This is a genomic window from Mongoliitalea lutea, from assembly GCF_014652135.1.
GTDB lineage: Bacteria > Bacteroidota > Bacteroidia > Cytophagales > Cyclobacteriaceae > Mongoliitalea > Mongoliitalea lutea.
Map to the genome: position 1 here is coordinate 199,986 of NZ_BMYF01000004.1, position 18,683 is coordinate 218,668.

Consider the following 18,683-nt stretch of genomic DNA (forward strand, 5'->3'; position numbering starts at 1 on the left):
TTAAATATTGAACCAGTAATTGAGTTTCATCACAAGTGCTCGCTGCTTTGCTGCAAAATTACTTGGGAAGTAATTATCGGTGTACACTAAGAAGAAATCGGATACAGGCGCATACCGCCACTGCAATCGGGTGTTAATGTTAAGATTATCAATTTGATTGTTGTACTGCACAAAGGTGGTCCAAAACAGGTCTTTTGTAAAAGTCAAATCTATCCTTGGGCCAATGAGGAAGAGGTCAGCACTATTCTGAGGCTCAGGCAGACGAATATTATTGTAGCTAAAATTCATAGAGATATTGGCCAAATAACCCATTCTCCAGTTCATAGTGCCTGCCAATGTTTTGATATTGCCAGTAAAATACTCCCCTATTTCTGCCCTCCCCACTACTGAAAAGACATTTCTTGGATTACTAAAATACCTCAATCCAACAAAATTATTCCGATAGGCTGTTCCTGTTGCTAAGGGTTCTCCTCCCGTGCGGGTTGGATCAAAAGGAGCAAACAAATATGTAAAACGATTATTTGCAGATAGCGTCAACACTGATAATGATTGAAATTGAACCCTGTATTGTAACGAATGAAATTCATCCGTTACACCCAAAGTCTCATTCCACAATACTTCAGATTCAAAACCTGGTCCATGACGGTTGATCCAATTGGATTGAGGGAAAAATTGATATCCTGCGGTAGCATATCCACGCTTGTAATCTCTTCTAGGAGTAAAACCAACCTCAGGATTGAAATTCTCCGCAATATCCGAGTACCCAAGTCCCAAGGTCCAATTCAAATCATTATAGGTTACTTGACCATGAGCTGCATAACTTTTCTCAATTTTTTCAGCACCAAAAGTCTTATGATAGAAAAACTTTCCGTTCCAGCGATTATCCTTGGAGGCCAAATTGTAGTCTAGCCCTGCAAGTCGGTTTTTTTGAGTAGGATCAAACAAGGTGTTTTCCTGACCTAGATCGATTGTTTCCCGATTGATGAAAATAGCCCCGATATTGGAGCGAGAGAAGACTTTTTTCTGAACTGCTGCTACGGTAAAGTTTTTTCCTGCAATCCCTCGCTCTTCATCGGACGCGGTCTGCATATTCATGGCACCAATTCTCCAATCATCATTTAACTTTCCACTCAAGCGTGCTCCAAAAAGAATCTGATTCTGCACATTTTGACCCGTCCGTTCATCTCTGTCCACACCAATTCTTCTGGAGAAGAATGGACGCACATTTTGTGTCCCAAAGTCTGCAAACAAATCCGCATTTTCTAAGAAGAACTGTCTTCTCTCGGGAAAGAAGATTTCAAAACGGTCCAAATTTGTCACTTGCTCATCTACCTCAACCTGGGAAAAATCCGGATTGACAGTCAAATCTAAGTTTAATGCCGGCCCTACAGCTACTTTGGCATCTGCACCTACAGCTGGCTTGAGAGGGTTGCCGGTGCCTTCCAGAAAATTGCGGTCAGTACCAGCGGCCACATAAGGGATAAATGAGAGATTGGCTCCCTCTTTTTTTAGGGGTTCTATGAAAATCAACTTTCTGGAAAATGCCAAGGAAATGATGGAGAAGTTACGAGGAATTGGTGTCCAAGTACTCCTTTCGGCATTTTCACTGTCAATTCTATAAAAATTTACGTTCCAATTGATCGCTCCGTCATTATACCGTAAAGTAGAAAAGGGGATGGCTGCTTCCACCACCCAATAATCCTCATGAATTTTGGCGGCAGAATACCATTTATTATCCCAAGCTAGATTTAAATCCGAACCTTGGGCACCACCATTCGCTATCAAAGATTCCCGCTGCACTCCATAGGGGTTTACACCAAACTGGAAAGCGTTGGTATTGTCATTGAAGGTGTCAAAAACAAAACTAATCCCATCATTTTGCTCTCCTCTGAAATCTCTTCGAAGCGAGGTGCTTACATATTTATTTCGTGGACCTTTATTGTACATGATAGCAGCTATGTACAGGAATTTATCATCATAGACGATTTTGACCTTGGATTGGGAAGAGGCAAGGGAAGTATCGGAAGGGAAAAATTGATAAAAATTGCTGGCCCAATCCTGACTTGACCATACCTCCTCATCCAATTCCCCATCGATTTGAATAGGAACAGCAATCTTCTCTGCTATCAGAGGTGGAAGTGTTTGGGTATAGGCAGTGATTGTACTTAACCAAACACCAACTACTAGGAAAATAAGCAATCTCATACGCTGGGTCTAACACTGCAAATTACATGGAAATCAAACCAGCAGTAAAAAATTTATACCGAAGGCAAGAATATGCTTTAAATTTGAAGCAATTAGAAATAAAAGCTTGGAGAAGTCTTATTCTTGTTAGAAAAAACTTATTTTAGTTATCAATTTGCCAATTAAAGCAAATCATTGATCTTAGGCTCCAAACGATTGATCAACTTATATATGGTTTCAAGCTTTAATGGCTTCACTTCAAAATATTCTACGGAAGGATAGCCAGCGGCTTTATCCATATCCAATGGGTCAATTGAACTTGTCAATACCACGACTTTAAAGGCTTTTTTAACTTCATCATCGAAATTTTGAAAAATATCCAAGAAACCCCAACCGTTTAAGCGAGGCATATTCAAGTCCAACAACACCAATGAGGGACGCTTTGTCTCCCTAAACTCCTCCATTTGGGAAGGTTGCTGAATATATTTCAATGCCTCATTGGCATCCGTAAAAGGTATAATTTGACCAGGGAAACCAATAAGTTTCAAAAACTTCTCGTTCATCAAATTATAAACAAAATCATCATCTATAAGAATGATTTTTTGCCAAGCTTGATCCAGTTTCATAAATAAAAGCGCTTTTAGTTTTTAAGTAAATCCAGAATAATTAAATATACTACTTTATCAAAAAGATATTCTTATACATATCATCCAATTTGACAATCGGTATAATATTTATTCCAAACTTGGATAAATCTATTCCTTTCAATCCATACTTGGAAACCATGATACTTTTGAAACCTAATTTCTCAGCCTCCGAAATCCTACTTTCCACTTTATGAACAGCCCTGATTTCTCCTCCTAAACCGACTTCTCCCGCAAAACACAAGCTACTCGGAATCGCAGTATCTTCATAGGAGGAAATTAAAGAGGCACAGACCGCTAAATCTAAAGCAGGGTCATCTACCTTTAGTCCACCAGCGACATTCAAAAATACATCTTGTTGCCCAAGCCGCATCCCACCTCTTTTTTCTAAAACAGCTAAAAGCATATTCAACCGCTTAGAATCAAACCCCGTACTGCTTCGCTGGGGAGTCCCATATGTTGCAGGACTGACTAAAGATTGTATTTCAATCAACAAGGGTCTATTCCCTTCCATCATGGCACCAATAGAAACACCGTTAAGAATTTCCTCCCGTTGGGTAAGTAATATCTCTGAAGGATTGGCTACTTGTCGCAGTCCTTCTGCACGCATCTCATAAATTCCCAATTCATGGGTGGAACCGAAGCGGTTTTTGGAAGTACGCAGTATCCTATACGTCAAATGCCGATCTCCTTCAAACTGCAAAACTGTATCCACCATGTGTTCGAGCACTTTAGGACCTGCAATCGTCCCTTCTTTGGTGATATGACCAATCAAAAATACAGGGGTGCCGGTCTCCTTGGCAAACTTCATCAATTCTGCTGTACACTCACGTACTTGGGAAACAGAACCGGCTGCCGATTCAACCAACTGACTATGCAAGGTCTGAATAGAGTCGATAATTAGTAAATCTGGCTTCAAAAGTTCTACTTGCGTAAATATCTGCTGGGTATTCGTTTCAGCTAAGACATAGCAATTAGCTGATTTGAATGCCATACGGTCTGCGCGCATTTTGATTTGCTGCTCACTTTCTTCACCCGATACATAGAGCACTTTCAATTGGGATAACTCCAAGGCTATCTGCAAAAGCAAGGTAGATTTACCAATCCCTGGCTCCCCTCCAATCAAAATCAAGGAACCTGGCACAATACCTCCACCCAAAACCCGGTTCAACTCCGCATCTCCTGTGACTACTCTTGGTTGCTCCTCAAAATTGACTTGATGAAGTAATTTCGGTACCTGTGCTTTCCGCTCTTTGGTGGAACTTGGCTTCCAACTTCCCAAACCTGTCTCCTCTTTTTGAATCAATTCTTCTACATAGGTATTCCATTCCCCACAAGCTGGACATTTACCCAACCATTTGGCGGAATTGGCTCCACAATTTTGACAGAAATAACTGGTTTTTACTTTTGCCATATGGATTAATGCGCTTCTAGCCAATCTTTTCCTACACCTGTTTCCACTACTACAGGAACGGCCAACTTCACTGCATCTGCCATCAAGCGGGGAATTTCTTTTTGAAGTAGCTCAAGCTCATCTTTATACGCATCAAAAACCAATTCATCATGCACCTGCAAAATCATTTTCGACTTAAGTTTTTCCTGCTTCATCCATTGATACACATGGATCATGGCTACTTTGATCATATCAGCCGCCGAACCTTGGATGGGTGCATTGATGGCGTTTCGCTCCGCAAAGCCACGCATGGTCATATTACGACTATTGATATCTCTCAAATAGCGCCGACGTCCTAAGATCGTCTCTACAAATTCATCTTTTCGGGCCTTTTCAATGCAGGAGTCCATATAGGACTTGACAGCTGGAAACTCCTTAAAATAAGCGTCGATTATCTCCTTGGCCTCTCCTCTTGGAATACCTAAGCGCTGAGACAAACCAAACGCGGAGATGCCGTAAATGATACCAAAGTTGGCGGTCTTAGCTTTTCTTCGCATATCAGAAGTTACTTCCTCTAAGGGCACCTGAAAAATCTTGGCCGCAGTTGCCGCATGGATGTCCCTACCATTTTTAAACGCCTCCAACATGGATTCATCTTTAGAAAACTCCGCCATGATACGCAACTCAATCTGAGAATAATCCGCTGCCATCAATACATGATTTTCATCACGAGGTACGAACGCTTTTCGGATTTCCCTGCCTCTATCGGTGCGGATTGGAATATTTTGCAAATTGGGATTGGTAGAGGATAAGCGACCTGTAGCTGCTACAAACTGATTGTAGGTAGTATGCACACGCCCTGTTTTAGGATTGATCAGGTTAGGAAGTGCATCTACATACGTGGACTTCAACTTAACCATCTGACGGTACTCCAAAATCGCCCGGGCAATTTCATGGTCTGCCGCCAATTTACTCAATACCTCTTCACCCGTGGCATATTGCCCTGTTTTGGTCTTTTTAGCTTTTGGGTCCAAATTCAATTTTTCAAACAATACATCTCCCAACTGCTTGGGAGAAGCTAGGTTAAAGGTCACTCCTGCCAATTCAAATACCCGCTTTTCTATGGCTTTGCTCTCTTCTTCTAAGGTCTCGGATAACTCTGCCAAGCTTTCGGTATCAATTTTCACTCCCTCAAACTCCATCTCTGTCAAAACCTGAATGAGTGGATTTTCTACCTCCTGCAATAGTTTTTCCAACCCATTTGCTTTGACAATTGGATCTAGTTTGGCCTTCAACTGCAAAGTAATATCTGCATCTTCCGATGCATAAGCTACAGCTTCCTCTATAGCCACATCCCGCATATTTCCTTGATTTTTCCCCTTCTTACCGATCAGGGACTCGATGGACACGGGTCTGTAATTCAGATACTGCTGTGCTAGCCAATCCATGGAATGCTTGCCTTCTGGCTCAATCAGATAATGGGCCAACATGGTATCGTACAACTTGCCTTTGACATCCAAACCATAATTCTTCAATACCAATAAGTCGTACTTTACATTTTGACCGATTTTAGTAATGGCTTCATTTTCAAATACTCCTCGGAACCTTTCCAAAATAGCCTTAGCCTGGGTTTGATCCTCGGGGACAGGCACATAAAACGCTTCACCTGCTACATAGGCAAAGGATAAACCTACTAACTCCGCCTCATTGGGATTAAGTGAGGTTGTCTCCGTATCAAAACAAATTTCCTGTTGTATTTCTAAGTAAGCGAGCAGGTCAGCTATTGCCTCATCTCCTTCGATTCTATGGTAATCATGTGCTTTGGTCAGGATGTTATCAAAAAATTCAGGCACAGCAACCGGACTCTCATCGACAGTTGCCACTTCTCCTTCTTTTTCTTCCTCTACAGCACCTGTAAACAATCCCAACTGCTCACTGACTTTTGCTTGAGGCTTTTTAATCTTCTCACCAAAAACCCGCTGTGTAAGGGTTCGAAACTCCAATTCTGCAAATAATGCCTTCAATTTTTCTTCATCAGGCCCTTCGTAGCGTAGCTCCACCTCATTGAACTCCACCGGCACTTCAATATTGATGGTGGCCAATTCTTTGGATAAAAGTCCCTGTTGTGCAAAATTTTCTACGTTTTCCTTTTGCTTGCCTTTGAGCTTGTCAGTATTTTCTAGCAGCTTTTCAATAGTTCCGTATTCTTTCAAAAGCTTGACGGCTGTTTTTTCACCAATGCCGGGGATACCTGGAATATTATCCACTGCATCACCCATTAAGCCTAAAATATCACGGACTTGATCTACATGTTCAATATCCCATTTGGCGCATACCTCCTTTGGGCCCATCACATCTACCGCATTTCCCATAAATGCTGGTTTGTACAGAAAAATATGTTCCTCCACCAATTGACCATAGTCCTTATCAGGAGTCATCATATACACTTCAAAGCTTGTTCGCTCTGCTTTTTTGGCGATAGTACCAATAATATCATCGGCCTCATAGCCATCCAGTTCCAATACCGGAATATTAAAGGCTTTGACCAACTCTTTAACCCAAGGAATACCGATGGAGATATCCTCAGGCTGCTCTTGGCGGTTGGCTTTGTACGCTTCAAACTGCACATGCCTGAAAGTTGGCGCAGAAGTATCAAAAGCTACAGCTAAGTGGGTAGGTTTTTCTTTTTCAATCACTTCCAACAAGGTATTGGTAAAGCCCAACATGATGCCTGTATTTAGACCTTTGGAGTTGATACGGGGGTTTTTGCTGAAAGCAAAATGCGCTCGGTAGATGAGCGCCATGGCATCTAATAGAAATAATTTCTTGTCACCTTTTTGAGACATGTATGTAAAATTCCTGAGTGAATAATCGATTATGAGTGCTTCAATACCATGAAACGGAGAGCTAAATTACAAATAATAATCCGAGGGGAAGGGCTTCTTCGAATACAAAAACTTAAATTTGCATCCAAGTGTCAGAAATCGTCACAATTTTATCCACCACCCCAATCGTATGCCGATGAAAATCTGTTTTGCTACCAACAATGCCAAGAAAATCCAAGAAGTGAAGGCTGCATTAGGCGAAAGTTTTGAAATTGTATCCTTGGAAGCGATTGGATGTACCGAAGAACTACCTGAAACGGGCGATACCTTGGACCACAATGCCTTTCAGAAAGCACGCTATGTGCACGAAAAATATGGAGTGGACTGCTTTGCAGATGATACGGGCCTGGAAGTGGATGCCTTGGATGGGGCTCCCGGGGTCTATTCGGGAAGATTTGCCGGTGAACCTAGAAGCGATGAGCGGAACATTCATTTGTTACTGGAAAAATTAGCAGGTAAAACTGAAAGAGCGGCCTGTTTCCGTACGGTGATTGCCCTGATTTTGGATGGGAAAGAATATAGCTTCGAGGGTGTAGCGGAGGGAGAAATAATTGCGGAGAGATCAGGCTCTGGAGGTTTTGGCTATGACCCTGTTTTCAAACCAGTTGGCTATGAGCGTACCTTTGCAGAATTGAGTATGGAAGAAAAAAATGCCATCAGCCATCGGGGAAAGGCAGTACAGGCATTGATTGAGTTTTTAAAATAATGCTTACTTTTGTACCCCATGAAGAAACCATTCATTGTAGGCATCACAGGCGGCAGCGCATCCGGTAAAACGCTCTTTTTGGATAAACTCTTACATTCCTTCGAACCTGGGGAAGTTTGTCTGATCTCCCAAGACAACTATTACAAGCCAAGACATTTACAGCCCATAGACGATAAGGGAGTGCATAATTTTGACACTCCCCAATCCATAGATTTCGAACAATACGCCATTGATATTCAGAAATTAGGCAATGGGGAAACTGTATTCAGACAGGAGTACACCTTTAATAATCCCAACAAGAAGCCGAAAATGTTGGAATTTGCTCCAGCCCCGGTAGTTGTGGTAGAAGGAATTTTTGTCTTGTATTATCCTGAACTAGCAAAATTATTGGATTTGAAAATTTTTATTGATGCCAAGGAATACATCAAATTGAAGCGGAGAATTGTGCGTGATAAAGTGGAGCGTGGATACGATTTGGATGATGTTTTGTACCGGTATGAAAACCACGTGATGCCGACTTATGAAAAATTCATCGAGCCATTTAAGAACGATGCGGACTTAATTGTACCAAATAACAAGAATTTCGAACGGGCTCTTGATGTCATTCGCGCCTACATGCGCTCCAAAGTCAAGTGATGAAAGACATGTTTATCAAGGAATTACCTTAAAAATGGAATAAAAACTACCCATCTCAGACATTTTTTGAGATCAGAGGTATGGGTTTTTCCAAATATTCCTATATTTGCCGACCATGAAGCAAAACAGAAAAAATATGTACACCCTCAAGCAGAGAATTTCATTTCTCTTGGTGCTACTATTTTGTATGCTTACTTCTGGAGTGGAGTACCTGCCACAGCTTCAACAAAGCAGTACTACGAGCACTGAGGTATCGCAAAATGATTCAGACAAAGATGGAGAACAAACATTTTTATCTGTTTCGGTAAATGCAGTAGTACCTTTTGCGGTCGCGATATCCCAACATGTGCTGCATGTCATTTTTGAGTTTGTCTTTACAGAAAAATCCAAGGTATCTACTGTAGTCAGTACGATAGCTCAAAATTTTCATTTCCGAGAAATACTTTTAGAACGGATCATTTCCACTAATGCGCCCTGAGCGCTATTCTCCTTTCGTAGCTATCATCGATTGATAGCATAGTAATCTTACATTCAATCCATTAGAAACAATTTAAAATCAAACTATAGTTATGCGTAACCAAGGTGTTATTGTGTTTTTGACGGTAGTCATTACAGCACTCTGTCTGTATTACCTGTCATTCACATTTGTATCCAACAATATACAGCAAAGAGCTGTAGAATACGCCACAGATGCCCAAGGCAATGTGGACTTTGCTAGACAGCAAGCGTACTTGGACTCTATTTACCGTGAGCCGGTATACAATTTCCTAGGTGCTAAATTCACCTACAAAGAGATTAAAGAAACCGAACTTGGACTAGGCTTGGACCTACAAGGAGGTATGCACGTTACGTTGGAGGTTTCTCCGGTGGAAATCGTGAGAGGTCTTTCAGGAAATAGCAAAGATGTTAATTTCAATGCTGCATTGGAGCAAGCTACTGAAGCTGCCAAAACTAGCAATGAGAAGTTTGTCAATTTATTTTATAGCGCTTGGAATCAGCGTGCTGGCAACCAAAAGTTAAGCAGCATCTTTGCAACTGCCGCTAATAGAGGTAGAATTTCATTGGAAAGTAGTGATTCCGATATTCTTTCTTTGATTGATACAGAGATTGAAAATGCTATCGAGCGTTCCTTCAATATCTTAAGAACACGTGTAGATAGATTTGGTACGTCTCAACCGAATATTCAACGCATCCAAGGTACCGGTAGAATTCAGATTGAATTGCCAGGTGTGAGCAATGCTGAGCGTGTAAGAAACTTGTTGCAGGGAGTTGCTAAGTTACAGTTTTGGCAAGTAGCCGAGTTGAATGAATTCCTTCCTGAGCTAGAGGCAGTAAACAGCTTCTTGGTAGCGGAAGCTCAACAACAAAAAGCAGGCGAGACTGCATCCACTGAGGAAGTAGAGGGCGAAGAAGGAGAAGATGGACTTACAGATTTGGAAAGACAATTGGCAGGTGAAGATGTAGACGATTTGTCCACGCAGGTATCTCCACTATTTAGCTTGACTAGATCTAATCAAGGCTTGGTGTACGAAATGAGAGACACCGTGACTATCAATAGAATCCTTGCAAGAGAAGATGTGAAAACACTTCTTCCAAGAAACGTGAAATTCTTATGGTCTGTGAAGCCACAAGTGGCTGAAGGGATGGAATTATTGGAATTGTTTGCTATCAGCTACAACAGAAGCAGCGACCAAGCTTTGATGGATGGTGATGTAATTACTGATGCTAGACAGACCCTAGACCAATCCTCTAGACCAGCTGTAAGCATGCAGATGAACGCTGACGGTGCCAGAAGATGGAGAAAAGTGACTTCTGAAAGCATTGGAAAAAGAATTGCTGTAGTATTGGATGATTATGTATATACAGCACCAGTAGTGCAAAGTGAAATTCCTTCCGGACAGTCTGAGATCACCGGTAACTTTACCTTAGAAGAAGCTAAGGATTTGGCGAATATCTTGAAGTCAGGTTCCCTTCCTGCTCCTACCAAAATTGTAGAAGAAGCCATCATTGGTCCAACCTTGGGTAAAGAAGCCCAGAAACAAGGGGTCGTTTCCATGGTAGCTGGTTTGGTATTAGTAGTGTTGTTTATGGTCGCTTACTATGCGAAAGGCGGTTTGGTTGCGATTGCTGCATTGGTGTTTAACATCTTCTTCATCTTGGGTATCCTTGCCCAGTTGGGTGCAGCGTTGACTTTACCGGGTATTGCAGGTATTGTGTTAACCATTGGTATGTCAATCGATGCTAACGTCTTGATTTTTGAGCGTATCAAAGAGGAACTTCGCAATGGCGCAGGCTTATTGGCGGCTATTAACGAAGGTTATAACAAAGCATTCTCTGCTATCTTAGACTCCAACGTAACCACCTTCTTGACCGGTGCTATTTTATATGCCTTGGGTCAGGGTCCAGTAAAAGGATTTGCCATCGTATTGATGATCGGTATTGCTTCTTCCTTCTTCTCTGCTGTATTTATCACACGCGTGATTGTACACTGGATGACTAAAAAAGGTGATAAGAGTAATGTATCTTTTGTAACCCCATTAGCAGGTGACCGCTTAAGCAAACTAAACATCGACTTCTTAAGCAAGAGAAGAGTTGCTTACTTGATTTCTACCGGTATCATCATTGTTGGTTTGGCTTTAGCAGCTATCAACGGGTTGAAATTTGGGGTTGACTTTACTGGTGGTCGCTCGTACATCGTAGAGTTTACAGGTCCTGTGGTATCTTCCGAATTGAAAGTTGGTTTGGATGAGCAGTTTGAGGGTTCTGTAGAGGTGAAATCCTATGGTGCCAACAATATCATGAAAGTGACTACTTCCTACTTGGTCAATGAGGATGATGATGCTTCCAATGCTGAGGTTGAAAAACGCGTAATCGAAGGATTAGCAACTGTAACAGGATATACCTTCACTACGGATGCTACCCGTATGGCAGATAATCAATTTGCTATCACCGGATCTTCCAAAGTAGGTGCTACCGTAGCTGATGATATTAAGAAATCATCTGCGGAGGCTATGTTCTTTGCTTTGGTGGCTATCTTCTTATACATCTTGTTGAGGTTCCGCAAGTGGCAGTTCTCTCTTGGTTCTATCGTGGCCTTGGTGCATGACGTATTGTTCGTAATTGCAGCATTCTCCATTGCTTCTACTTTAGGTGCTACCTTTGAAATCGACCAGGTATTTATTGCGGCGGTATTGACAGTAGTCGGTTATTCCATTAACGATACTGTGATTGTATTTGATAGAATCCGTGAAAATATCGAGAACAGAGGTACTTCCAAATTGGTGAAAATGTTCAATGATGCCATCAACCAAACTATGGCGAGAACGTTGATTACCTCTTTCACTACGTTGATCGTAGTATTGGTACTCTTGATCTTTGGTGGTGAGGTATTGAGAGGATTCTCCTTTGCCTTGTTGATCGGTGTTTTGGTAGGAACATACTCTTCAATCTACATTGCAACTCCTGTGGTAGTTGATTTGATGAAGCGTGAATTGGCAGCGGAAGCAAATGCATCTACCGAGCCTAGTCCCGCAAAAAAAACAGTTTAATTTCTATCAATCTTCTTACATATAGGTATATCAACTCCATTTTATTTAACCCATCTGAATAATCAGATGGGTTTTTTTCATATTATAAATTAGAAAATTAAGTATTTTTACTGACCCTAATTCACCAAAAATTTAAAGCATATGAATAAGAAAGAATTTGACCAATTTATAAAGACCTATGAAGAAGGTTTGAAAAAAGGAATAATAGCCAATGATATTCATGGACGACCTATAAAAGAACAGTCCAGCTATGTCTATTTTGATAAGAAAAGTTTGGAAAAATTCCTTGAACAAGTAGATGATAACGGAGGTATTCGTATTTACTTTGGACAATATGATGAGCTAACTATAAAATCCTTGCCTGCATCCATAAAAGATCCTACGCAATATTTTGGAAGATTATCTGTAGTCTTAGCCACAGATGATAAGTTTAAAAAAGACTCGTTAAAATCTTCTGATAATGACGATGATGATTACTACAATGGTGGGGATTTATGTCCTCCCACGTGCCGATAAAAAGTCTGATGCTAACTTCGCTTAATTATTACCATTACACAATATTGATAGCTGCTTGTATTTGTGCACTTCATTTTTTGAAAATTGAGCGGCCTAGAGAACACCTTCTAATATTCAGCTTCATTTTGTTTGGGCTGATTGTTGAGGTGTTTGGGAAATTATTAGGTTCTCACGGTTTCAATAACTCTTGGTTGTACAATGCACTGTTTGTTCATGTGCAAACGGGATTGGTGTTGGCATTTGTTAGTATCACAAGTCAATCAATTCGTATGAAAAAATATTTAAATTTATTTTTTGGTTTTTTAGTCATTTTTTCAATTTTCAATTCATTTTTATACCAAAACCCCTTGAAAGTATTTCAGCTATACAGCTTTCGTCTTGGCGCCTTCTCAATTATCATTGCGACATTATTCTATTTCTATAAGATAAACTTCAAAAACCTACATGAAAATGAAAATCTATTGAGAATCCCTTCATTCTGGGCCAACTCATTATTCCTTTTTTTTTATTCAGGGTCTTTTCTTTACTTTTCCTCCATTTATTTCTTTTACAATATGGATCCTTCATTGGTAAAGCAGTTAAACAACATTCTCAAACTTCTTGGACTAATCATGTATATTGGATTATCTCTATCTTTTTTTGCACCCTCATTTGACAAGAAAAAACCAATCGATCAACACATTAATGAAATTTAATGGAAACTTCTGACCAGAACATCTACTTTTTTGTTTTACTGGGCTTCCTTTTAATGGTCCTAATGTCTTCATTTATCATATTTATGGTTTTTGCACACAGGCAACGACAACAGCGAGCAAAAGAAAAAATGATTGCTATCCAGACGGAATTTGAAAAAACCTTACTTGATGTGGAAAAAGAAATCAGGGAAGAAACTCTTTCGTTTGTAGGAAAAGAATTGCATGACAATGTAGGTCAACTCCTTTCCCTAGCCAAACTTAACCTTGCGAGTTCACGGCCTGAGAAAATACAGGAAGGGAAAATACTAATAAACACAATCATTCAGGAAGTAAGAGGTCTTTCCAAAGTATTAAACTTAGAATGGTTGGAAGGATATTCCTTGGAAACTTTCATCCAAAAGGAATTGGATAAGCTTACACATGCGGAGTTTTGTTCGACCTCATTTGAATCAAGTGTTCCAGAACTGCTATTGACCAAGGATGAGAAATTGATCCTGATCCGTATCATTCAAGAATGCATCAATAATGCAATCAAGCATGCTCGTCCTAAACACATCTCCATAACTATCCATCAGCAGGATCAGCATACTTGCATCCATCTGCGAGATGATGGAGTAGGTTTTGATATGCAGGCGAGAGGGGATGGTTCAGGACTGATTAATCTGAAAAAACGGATGGAAACCATTGGAGGTACTTTGAGAATTACCAGTAGCATAGGAAATGGCACTTCTATTGAACTATTTTTGCCTAATTCGGATACATAGGCTATATTCGTTCACAATCACCTCAGTACACCCCTAATGATCCGTATAGCAATAGCTGATGACCACAAACTTTTTGCGAAAGGTATAGAATCCTTATTGGAGGAGGAAGAAGATTTTAGCATCAAAGGTATATTTCTAAATGGTAATGATCTGGTAGATTTTGTGACAAAAAAAAATGTAGACATCGTCATTACGGACATGAATATGCCAGGTTTGGATGGTGTGGGAGTAATCAAGGGTGTAAAAAATATCAGTACAAAAATCAAAGTCATTGTCCTGTCCATGTACGACGATCAGCATATCTATGAGAAATGCATCAAGTCAGGAGCAAGTGCTTACATGCTGAAAGACTCCGATCCAAACGAACTGATTTATACCATACGCGAAGTCTTCGAGGGCTCTTATATTGCCGATTATAGAAAAGTGCTCAACGAAATCAAGAACAGTAAATTTCCTGACTATTTCAGTGAAAAAATCAAACTCTCCAAGCGCGAAATCCAGATCATCAAAAAAATCTGCGATGGGGGCACCAATCGGGAAATAGCCGATCAATTGGCCCTATCCCAACATACAGTAGAAACCCACAGAAAAAAGATCCATCAAAAGTTAGGTGTTTCCTCTGTTGCGGAACTCGTTTCCAAAGCCAAAGAAATGCGCCTGGACTAAGCTCCAGGCAAGGCTATTCCTTTCACCCTTCTGTAGAGTGCTAAGGCATGCTTGTCCGTCATACCCGAGATAAAATCAATTAGGGTTCTTAATAATGCGTACGTATTGGTATGATTATCCCAGTCTCCAGTAGAAAGCTCTTTGGGAAGTAGGCGTAGAATACTACGGTCTTTACCGGAAAAAAGCTCTGTCTGATAGAACTTGTGATTGATAGCGGTAGAAAAAACTTCCAACAAGCCTTCTATCACCTGAAAACCTGCGGCTTCTTTTTCCAATACTGGCTTTGACCGGTAAATCTGATGGATAGAAATATCCACTATCTTAGCTAAGGCGGGTGCAGAGGGAATGATATCGGTCAATGCTTGATCAAAATCGCCTTGAAGAATGGCTTCTTCGTGCGTAATAAATGCTTGTACGACTTCTTCTACTAAGATGCTGATAGCCATAGCCCGTAAAACTGCCAGCTGTTGGGCTTCTTTTTGATATTTGAGCAATTTTTCTGGCTGGTATTTATCCTTTAGGATTCCTGCAAGTAGTGAGATCCCTTCCTCCCAAGTAACCAATCCCAACGTACAACCATCTTCCAAATCGATGATGGAGTAGCAAATATCATCCGCTGCCTCTACTAAAAAGGCCAAAGGATGACGCAACCAACATTCGCGATTCAGCTTGCTAATTCCAAGCTTCTCTGCTAGATAAGCATAGTCTCCAATCTGATCTGCATAAAAGCCATATTTCTTTTGAGATCTTCTGCCTTTACTTTTTTCAAAAATCTGTGAAGGACGGGGATACTTTGTAAAGGCAGCCAATGTAGCCAAGGAAAGTTTTAACCCATTTTCTTTAGACACCAACATCCGGAATCCCTGCGCATTTCCTTCAAACTTGATTAAATCCTCCCATTCTGTAGGTTTGACATGGGACTGCCATACAATGCCATAGGGGTGGAACTTAAAAAAGTCCGAAATTGCATCTTCTCCAGCATGTCCGAATGGGGGATTGCCAATATCATGGGTTAAGGCGGCAGCTGCTACGATAGCACCTACATCAGAGGAAGTAATTCCCTCTTCCTGTAAATTGGGGTATTTCTGTAACAAATACTCTCCTACTGATTTTCCCAAAGAACGTCCTACACTCGATACTTCCAAACTGTGCGTAAGTCTCGTATGCACAAAGTCGTGCTCAGGCAAAGGAAATACTTGCGTTTTGTCTTGTAGATTTCGGAAGGGGGCTGAAAAGATAATGCGGTCATAATCCCGCTCAAATTCGGTACGAAAGCGCTCATTGGAAGGGATTGCCCGATTTTCAGGATCAAACCTTCCAGCTACCAGTAATTTTTCCCATTGCATCATGCCCAAAAATACTTCAGAATGCGGAGATTCCATAAAGAATCTAAATACGCTTCATGATATCATGATAATTAATTCCCATATGGGAAGTATCGTACACGGCTTTGCCTTCCTTAATAAGGATGATTTGGGGAGACTCATGGTACACCTCAAATTCTCTGGCAATGGTATTTGAAATCTCCCGATAGCTGATTAGGTCCAAAAAGTAAGGAGAAATCCTTTCTGAATCCTCAGATTTCCAGTTTCTTTTCAGTCTATCCCAAGCAATGCTACTGATAGAACATCGGCTGCTGTGTTTGAATATCAGCACAGGTTTTTCTTGACTTTCTTGTTTGATTTGAGCTAGCTGTTCGAGTGATTCCAATCTTTTCCAATCCATGACTTCAAGTATTACTCCAAACCAATCATTTTGCATGGAAAATAGTTCCTTTTGCATGGTTTTTGGAACAATCCACGTTATACCCATATCTTTACAGGGGTATTTTCGTATCCACACCTGATTACACTAATTTGAATCCTATGCATTTCCGACCGTATTGGTTTTTGGTCTTATTGATAGCGCAAGCCTGTTCCTCCATTAAGCCCCATAAGGCTCCAAGTATGGACGCTGTAGAGCTACCCTCCACTACTTCCTACATCAATGTTCCCATTGTTTTTCCACTTTCTTACTTAGAAGACAATCTCAATAAAGATTGGAGCAGCCAACTATTTTCAGATAAGGGGCTGCCGGTAGGCAATGGCATGAAAGCTGATTTGGATGTCAAAAGAACTGGCAAAATCCAACTCAGTGCCGGACCAAACAATACCTTGAAAGTTAAAGCCCCCATGAATCTCAAGGGAGATTTTCAAATTGAGCGTAAGATTTTTGGACAAAACCTCTCTACCAATTTTCCCTTTAATGAAAATCTAATACCTGAAATCAGTTTTATTCCTGAAATCGGCAGAAACTGGGACATTCAAGTAAAAAACCTTCAGATTGAAAGTTGGGGAAAATCCTTGAAATACAATTTTCTAGGTTTTGAAATTGACTTGGATAAAGTCGTGAAATCCCAGCTGCAAAAAGTCTTGGATAATCAGTTATCTGCTTCTGGTTTGACCCGCTTTGATTTCAAAAGTATGGCTCAGGAAACTTGGGATGCCTTTTCTGAACCCTATAGTGTAGATCAGGAAGGAATGCTCGTGCATTTTTATGGTGTGCCTTCCAAAATCCGAGTGAAGGAAGAAATCACAATGGACCAAAAGCTCAGCTTGTATTTGGGAATCGAAGGCAATATGTATTCAGTCATCGGCCAAAAGCCCAATCCTCCCAAAGTTCCTCTACCCAATATATACTACAACGAAGATAAATCTAACATTTTAGACCTCACCCTTCCTTTGGCCTTACCATTCAAAGAATTAGATAGCTATCTAAATCAAGCCATGGGTGGAAAGCAAATTCGTACAGATAAGAATACCGTGGTTATTCCCTCCAATCTTCGTACGCAGCAATACGGGGAAAAAATTCTATTGACCATGGATTTCAAGGCTATCCGAAAAGGAAAGAATGAAATCAAGGGTCAATTTTTATTTGCAGGAAAACCCGTATTTGATGAATCATCGGAAAGTTTGATCTTGGAAAGCCCACAGTTTGACGTCAAAACTTCCAACGTCCCTGCGAGGCTAGCCATCAACTCCAAAAAGCCAAGCATCTTACGTCAAGTGAAGAAAATGGCAGCTTATCCATTATCCGATTTCCTTCGCGATACCCGTCGGGAGATGCAACAACAAGGTTATTTTGACACTGACTTTGCCAGCTTCCGTGTCCGTAATCCCAATTTGGATATTGAAGGGATTTATGTGACAGCAGAGGATGTGAAAGTATTTTTGAGAACGAAGGGAGAGATGGAAGTGAGGTTGAAATAGTCTAGGATATTGATCGATATTAGATATTAGGATATTGGATGGGTTGGAGAAATCTATACGTTAGAGAAAGTGAATTAGGGTTGAAATATTGTTAAAATAAATCCCTTGGCACTCGTAGCGTAAAATCATGGCAGTAGTGGCTTGAAATCCATTTTTTACTTCAATTGATTATCGAAGAGAGCAAGTAGTTGTTGGATGTCTTTTTCTATAGCTTTCTTATGGAATCGTCCTCGGGGATGGGAGGCGGTGGTGATGAGTTCGGCCACTTGACGGTCCATTTTGGAGTCGTAGAGTGTGTATTTGAGGGTAATCCAATACTGCTTTTCCAGGCCTAAATCTCCTTGCACAATATAGGTTTTGTCTTCCTCCGGATTATAGGCATACTGCATTACCGGAAACTCCCAATCATAATGCCTCCTGTCCCATGTTTCTACGCGCAAAAGATAGCGAATCCCTGCTTCGGAAAACAATCGCTGATGATTACGCTTGGTCGAAAAATCATGTATCCCAGCCATGGTCAATCGTGAGCGATCATACCTGCTACACAGTACTTCATGAAAATCCCGCTCTTCCAATGTAGTTAGTACGATTGAGCTGATCGTGGTCAATTCCTTCTCAGTCATCTCTCTAGCAAACTCCACATACACCCGCTCCGAAGTATCTACCACCTTAAAGGGCATCACCTGATAACTCTGCACACGGTATTCACGGGTGCCTACACATGAGGTGAAGAGGAGAAGGGTAAGGATTACGGAAATTTTCATAGATATACTTATTTGTAGTATGTAATGATACAAC

15 protein-coding genes are annotated in these 18,683 nt (G+C 40.8%); 8 read left to right on the top strand and 7 right to left on the bottom strand.

Translation table 11 applies throughout. The features are described 5' to 3' along the window. From IE080_RS04930 to polA, 4 genes are all read right to left on the bottom strand, one after another. Window positions 1-2,205: a DUF5916 domain-containing protein gene (locus tag IE080_RS04930; RefSeq protein WP_189579334.1), complete on the bottom strand. Its 2,205-nt coding sequence runs from the start codon at window positions 2,203-2,205 to the stop codon at window positions 1-3. Window positions 2,206-2,366: 161 nt separating this feature from the next. Then, complete coding sequence (locus IE080_RS04935; RefSeq protein WP_189579335.1) at window positions 2,367-2,810, bottom strand: response regulator; 444 nt, start codon at window positions 2,808-2,810, stop codon at window positions 2,367-2,369. Window positions 2,811-2,859: 49 nt separating this feature from the next. Beyond that, window positions 2,860-4,242: a DNA repair protein RadA gene (gene radA / locus IE080_RS04940; protein ID WP_189579336.1), complete on the bottom strand. Its 1,383-nt coding sequence runs from the start codon at window positions 4,240-4,242 to the stop codon at window positions 2,860-2,862. A 5-nt stretch (window positions 4,243-4,247) separates the two neighbouring features. Then, entirely contained in the window at window positions 4,248-7,067 is a 2,820-nt protein-coding gene (gene polA / locus IE080_RS04945; RefSeq protein ID WP_189579337.1) for a DNA polymerase I, read from the bottom strand. A gap of 175 nt (window positions 7,068-7,242) precedes the next feature. On the opposite strand from polA, the gene IE080_RS04950 reads away from it, so the two are divergent. From IE080_RS04950 to IE080_RS04980, 7 genes are all read left to right on the top strand, one after another. Continuing rightward, on the top strand, window positions 7,243-7,812 hold the full coding sequence (locus IE080_RS04950) for a non-canonical purine NTP diphosphatase (protein WP_189579338.1): 570 nt from the start codon (window positions 7,243-7,245) through the stop codon (window positions 7,810-7,812). 18 nt (window positions 7,813-7,830) lie between these two features. Continuing rightward, on the top strand, window positions 7,831-8,448 hold the full coding sequence (udk, locus tag IE080_RS04955; RefSeq protein ID WP_189579339.1) for a uridine kinase: 618 nt from the start codon (window positions 7,831-7,833) through the stop codon (window positions 8,446-8,448). Between the two features lie 115 nt (window positions 8,449-8,563). Then, a complete protein-coding gene (locus tag IE080_RS04960; RefSeq protein ID WP_189579340.1) occupies window positions 8,564-8,926 on the top strand; it encodes a hypothetical protein in 363 nt (120 codons plus the stop codon). A 91-nt stretch (window positions 8,927-9,017) separates the two neighbouring features. After that, the gene (gene secDF / locus IE080_RS04965) at window positions 9,018-11,996 is read left to right on the top strand and encodes a protein translocase subunit SecDF (RefSeq protein WP_189579341.1); all 2,979 of its coding nucleotides are present in this window, start codon (window positions 9,018-9,020) and stop codon (window positions 11,994-11,996) included. Between the two features lie 141 nt (window positions 11,997-12,137). Then, window positions 12,138-12,512 carry a hypothetical protein gene (locus IE080_RS04970; RefSeq protein WP_189579342.1) on the top strand — a complete coding sequence of 125 codons (375 nt, stop codon included), beginning with the start codon at window positions 12,138-12,140 and terminating at the stop codon, window positions 12,510-12,512. 757 nt (window positions 12,513-13,269) lie between these two features. Continuing rightward, window positions 13,270-13,971: a sensor histidine kinase gene (locus tag IE080_RS04975; RefSeq protein ID WP_308428145.1), complete on the top strand. Its 702-nt coding sequence runs from the start codon at window positions 13,270-13,272 to the stop codon at window positions 13,969-13,971. A 36-nt stretch (window positions 13,972-14,007) separates the two neighbouring features. Beyond that, window positions 14,008-14,637, top strand: coding sequence for a response regulator (locus IE080_RS04980; RefSeq protein WP_189579344.1), 630 nt, complete (start codon window positions 14,008-14,010; stop codon window positions 14,635-14,637). Here the strand turns inward: IE080_RS04980 and dgt are convergent. Both dgt and ytxJ read right to left on the bottom strand, forming a co-directional pair. Next, complete coding sequence (gene dgt, locus IE080_RS04985; protein ID WP_229800505.1) at window positions 14,634-16,019, bottom strand: dGTP triphosphohydrolase; 1,386 nt, start codon at window positions 16,017-16,019, stop codon at window positions 14,634-14,636. The genes IE080_RS04980 and dgt overlap by 4 nt on opposite strands. 7 nt (window positions 16,020-16,026) lie before the next feature. Further along, window positions 16,027-16,362, bottom strand: coding sequence for a bacillithiol system redox-active protein YtxJ (ytxJ, locus tag IE080_RS04990; protein WP_189579378.1), 336 nt, complete (start codon window positions 16,360-16,362; stop codon window positions 16,027-16,029). Between the two features lie 140 nt (window positions 16,363-16,502). Here ytxJ and IE080_RS04995 point away from each other — a divergent pair, with 140 nt between their 5' ends. Further along, window positions 16,503-17,885 carry a DUF4403 family protein gene (locus tag IE080_RS04995; RefSeq protein ID WP_189579345.1) on the top strand — a complete coding sequence of 461 codons (1,383 nt, stop codon included), beginning with the start codon at window positions 16,503-16,505 and terminating at the stop codon, window positions 17,883-17,885. A 155-nt stretch (window positions 17,886-18,040) separates the two neighbouring features. Here the strand turns inward: IE080_RS04995 and IE080_RS05000 are convergent, their stop codons facing one another. Next, window positions 18,041-18,649 carry a hypothetical protein gene (locus IE080_RS05000; RefSeq protein ID WP_189579346.1) on the bottom strand — a complete coding sequence of 203 codons (609 nt, stop codon included), beginning with the start codon at window positions 18,647-18,649 and terminating at the stop codon, window positions 18,041-18,043. Window positions 18,650-18,683: the final 34 nt, after the last annotated feature.

What these genes read in the sequence shown, in the direction of transcription:
- radA (WP_189579336.1), bottom strand. Translation starts at nt 4,242, where the DNA reads ATGGCAAAAGTAAAAACCAGTTATTTCTGTCAAAATTGTGGAGCCAAT.
- IE080_RS04995 (WP_189579345.1), top strand. Translation starts at nt 16,503, where the DNA reads ATGCATTTCCGACCGTATTGGTTTTTGGTCTTATTGATAGCGCAAGCC.
- IE080_RS04950 (WP_189579338.1), top strand. Translation starts at nt 7,243, where the DNA reads ATGAAAATCTGTTTTGCTACCAACAATGCCAAGAAAATCCAAGAAGTG.
- IE080_RS04970 (WP_189579342.1), top strand. Translation starts at nt 12,138, where the DNA reads ATGAATAAGAAAGAATTTGACCAATTTATAAAGACCTATGAAGAAGGT.
- udk (WP_189579339.1), top strand. Translation starts at nt 7,831, where the DNA reads ATGAAGAAACCATTCATTGTAGGCATCACAGGCGGCAGCGCATCCGGT.
- secDF (WP_189579341.1), top strand. Translation starts at nt 9,018, where the DNA reads ATGCGTAACCAAGGTGTTATTGTGTTTTTGACGGTAGTCATTACAGCA.
- dgt (WP_229800505.1), bottom strand. Translation starts at nt 16,019, where the DNA reads ATGGAATCTCCGCATTCTGAAGTATTTTTGGGCATGATGCAATGGGAA.
- IE080_RS05000 (WP_189579346.1), bottom strand. Translation starts at nt 18,649, where the DNA reads ATGAAAATTTCCGTAATCCTTACCCTTCTCCTCTTCACCTCATGTGTA.
- ytxJ (WP_189579378.1), bottom strand. Translation starts at nt 16,362, where the DNA reads ATGGATTGGAAAAGATTGGAATCACTCGAACAGCTAGCTCAAATCAAA.
- polA (WP_189579337.1), bottom strand. Translation starts at nt 7,067, where the DNA reads ATGTCTCAAAAAGGTGACAAGAAATTATTTCTATTAGATGCCATGGCG.
- IE080_RS04975 (WP_308428145.1), top strand. Translation starts at nt 13,270, where the DNA reads ATGTCTTCATTTATCATATTTATGGTTTTTGCACACAGGCAACGACAA.
- IE080_RS04930 (WP_189579334.1), bottom strand. Translation starts at nt 2,205, where the DNA reads ATGAGATTGCTTATTTTCCTAGTAGTTGGTGTTTGGTTAAGTACAATC.
- IE080_RS04960 (WP_189579340.1), top strand. Translation starts at nt 8,564, where the DNA reads ATGAAGCAAAACAGAAAAAATATGTACACCCTCAAGCAGAGAATTTCA.
- IE080_RS04980 (WP_189579344.1), top strand. Translation starts at nt 14,008, where the DNA reads ATGATCCGTATAGCAATAGCTGATGACCACAAACTTTTTGCGAAAGGT.
- IE080_RS04935 (WP_189579335.1), bottom strand. Translation starts at nt 2,810, where the DNA reads ATGAAACTGGATCAAGCTTGGCAAAAAATCATTCTTATAGATGATGAT.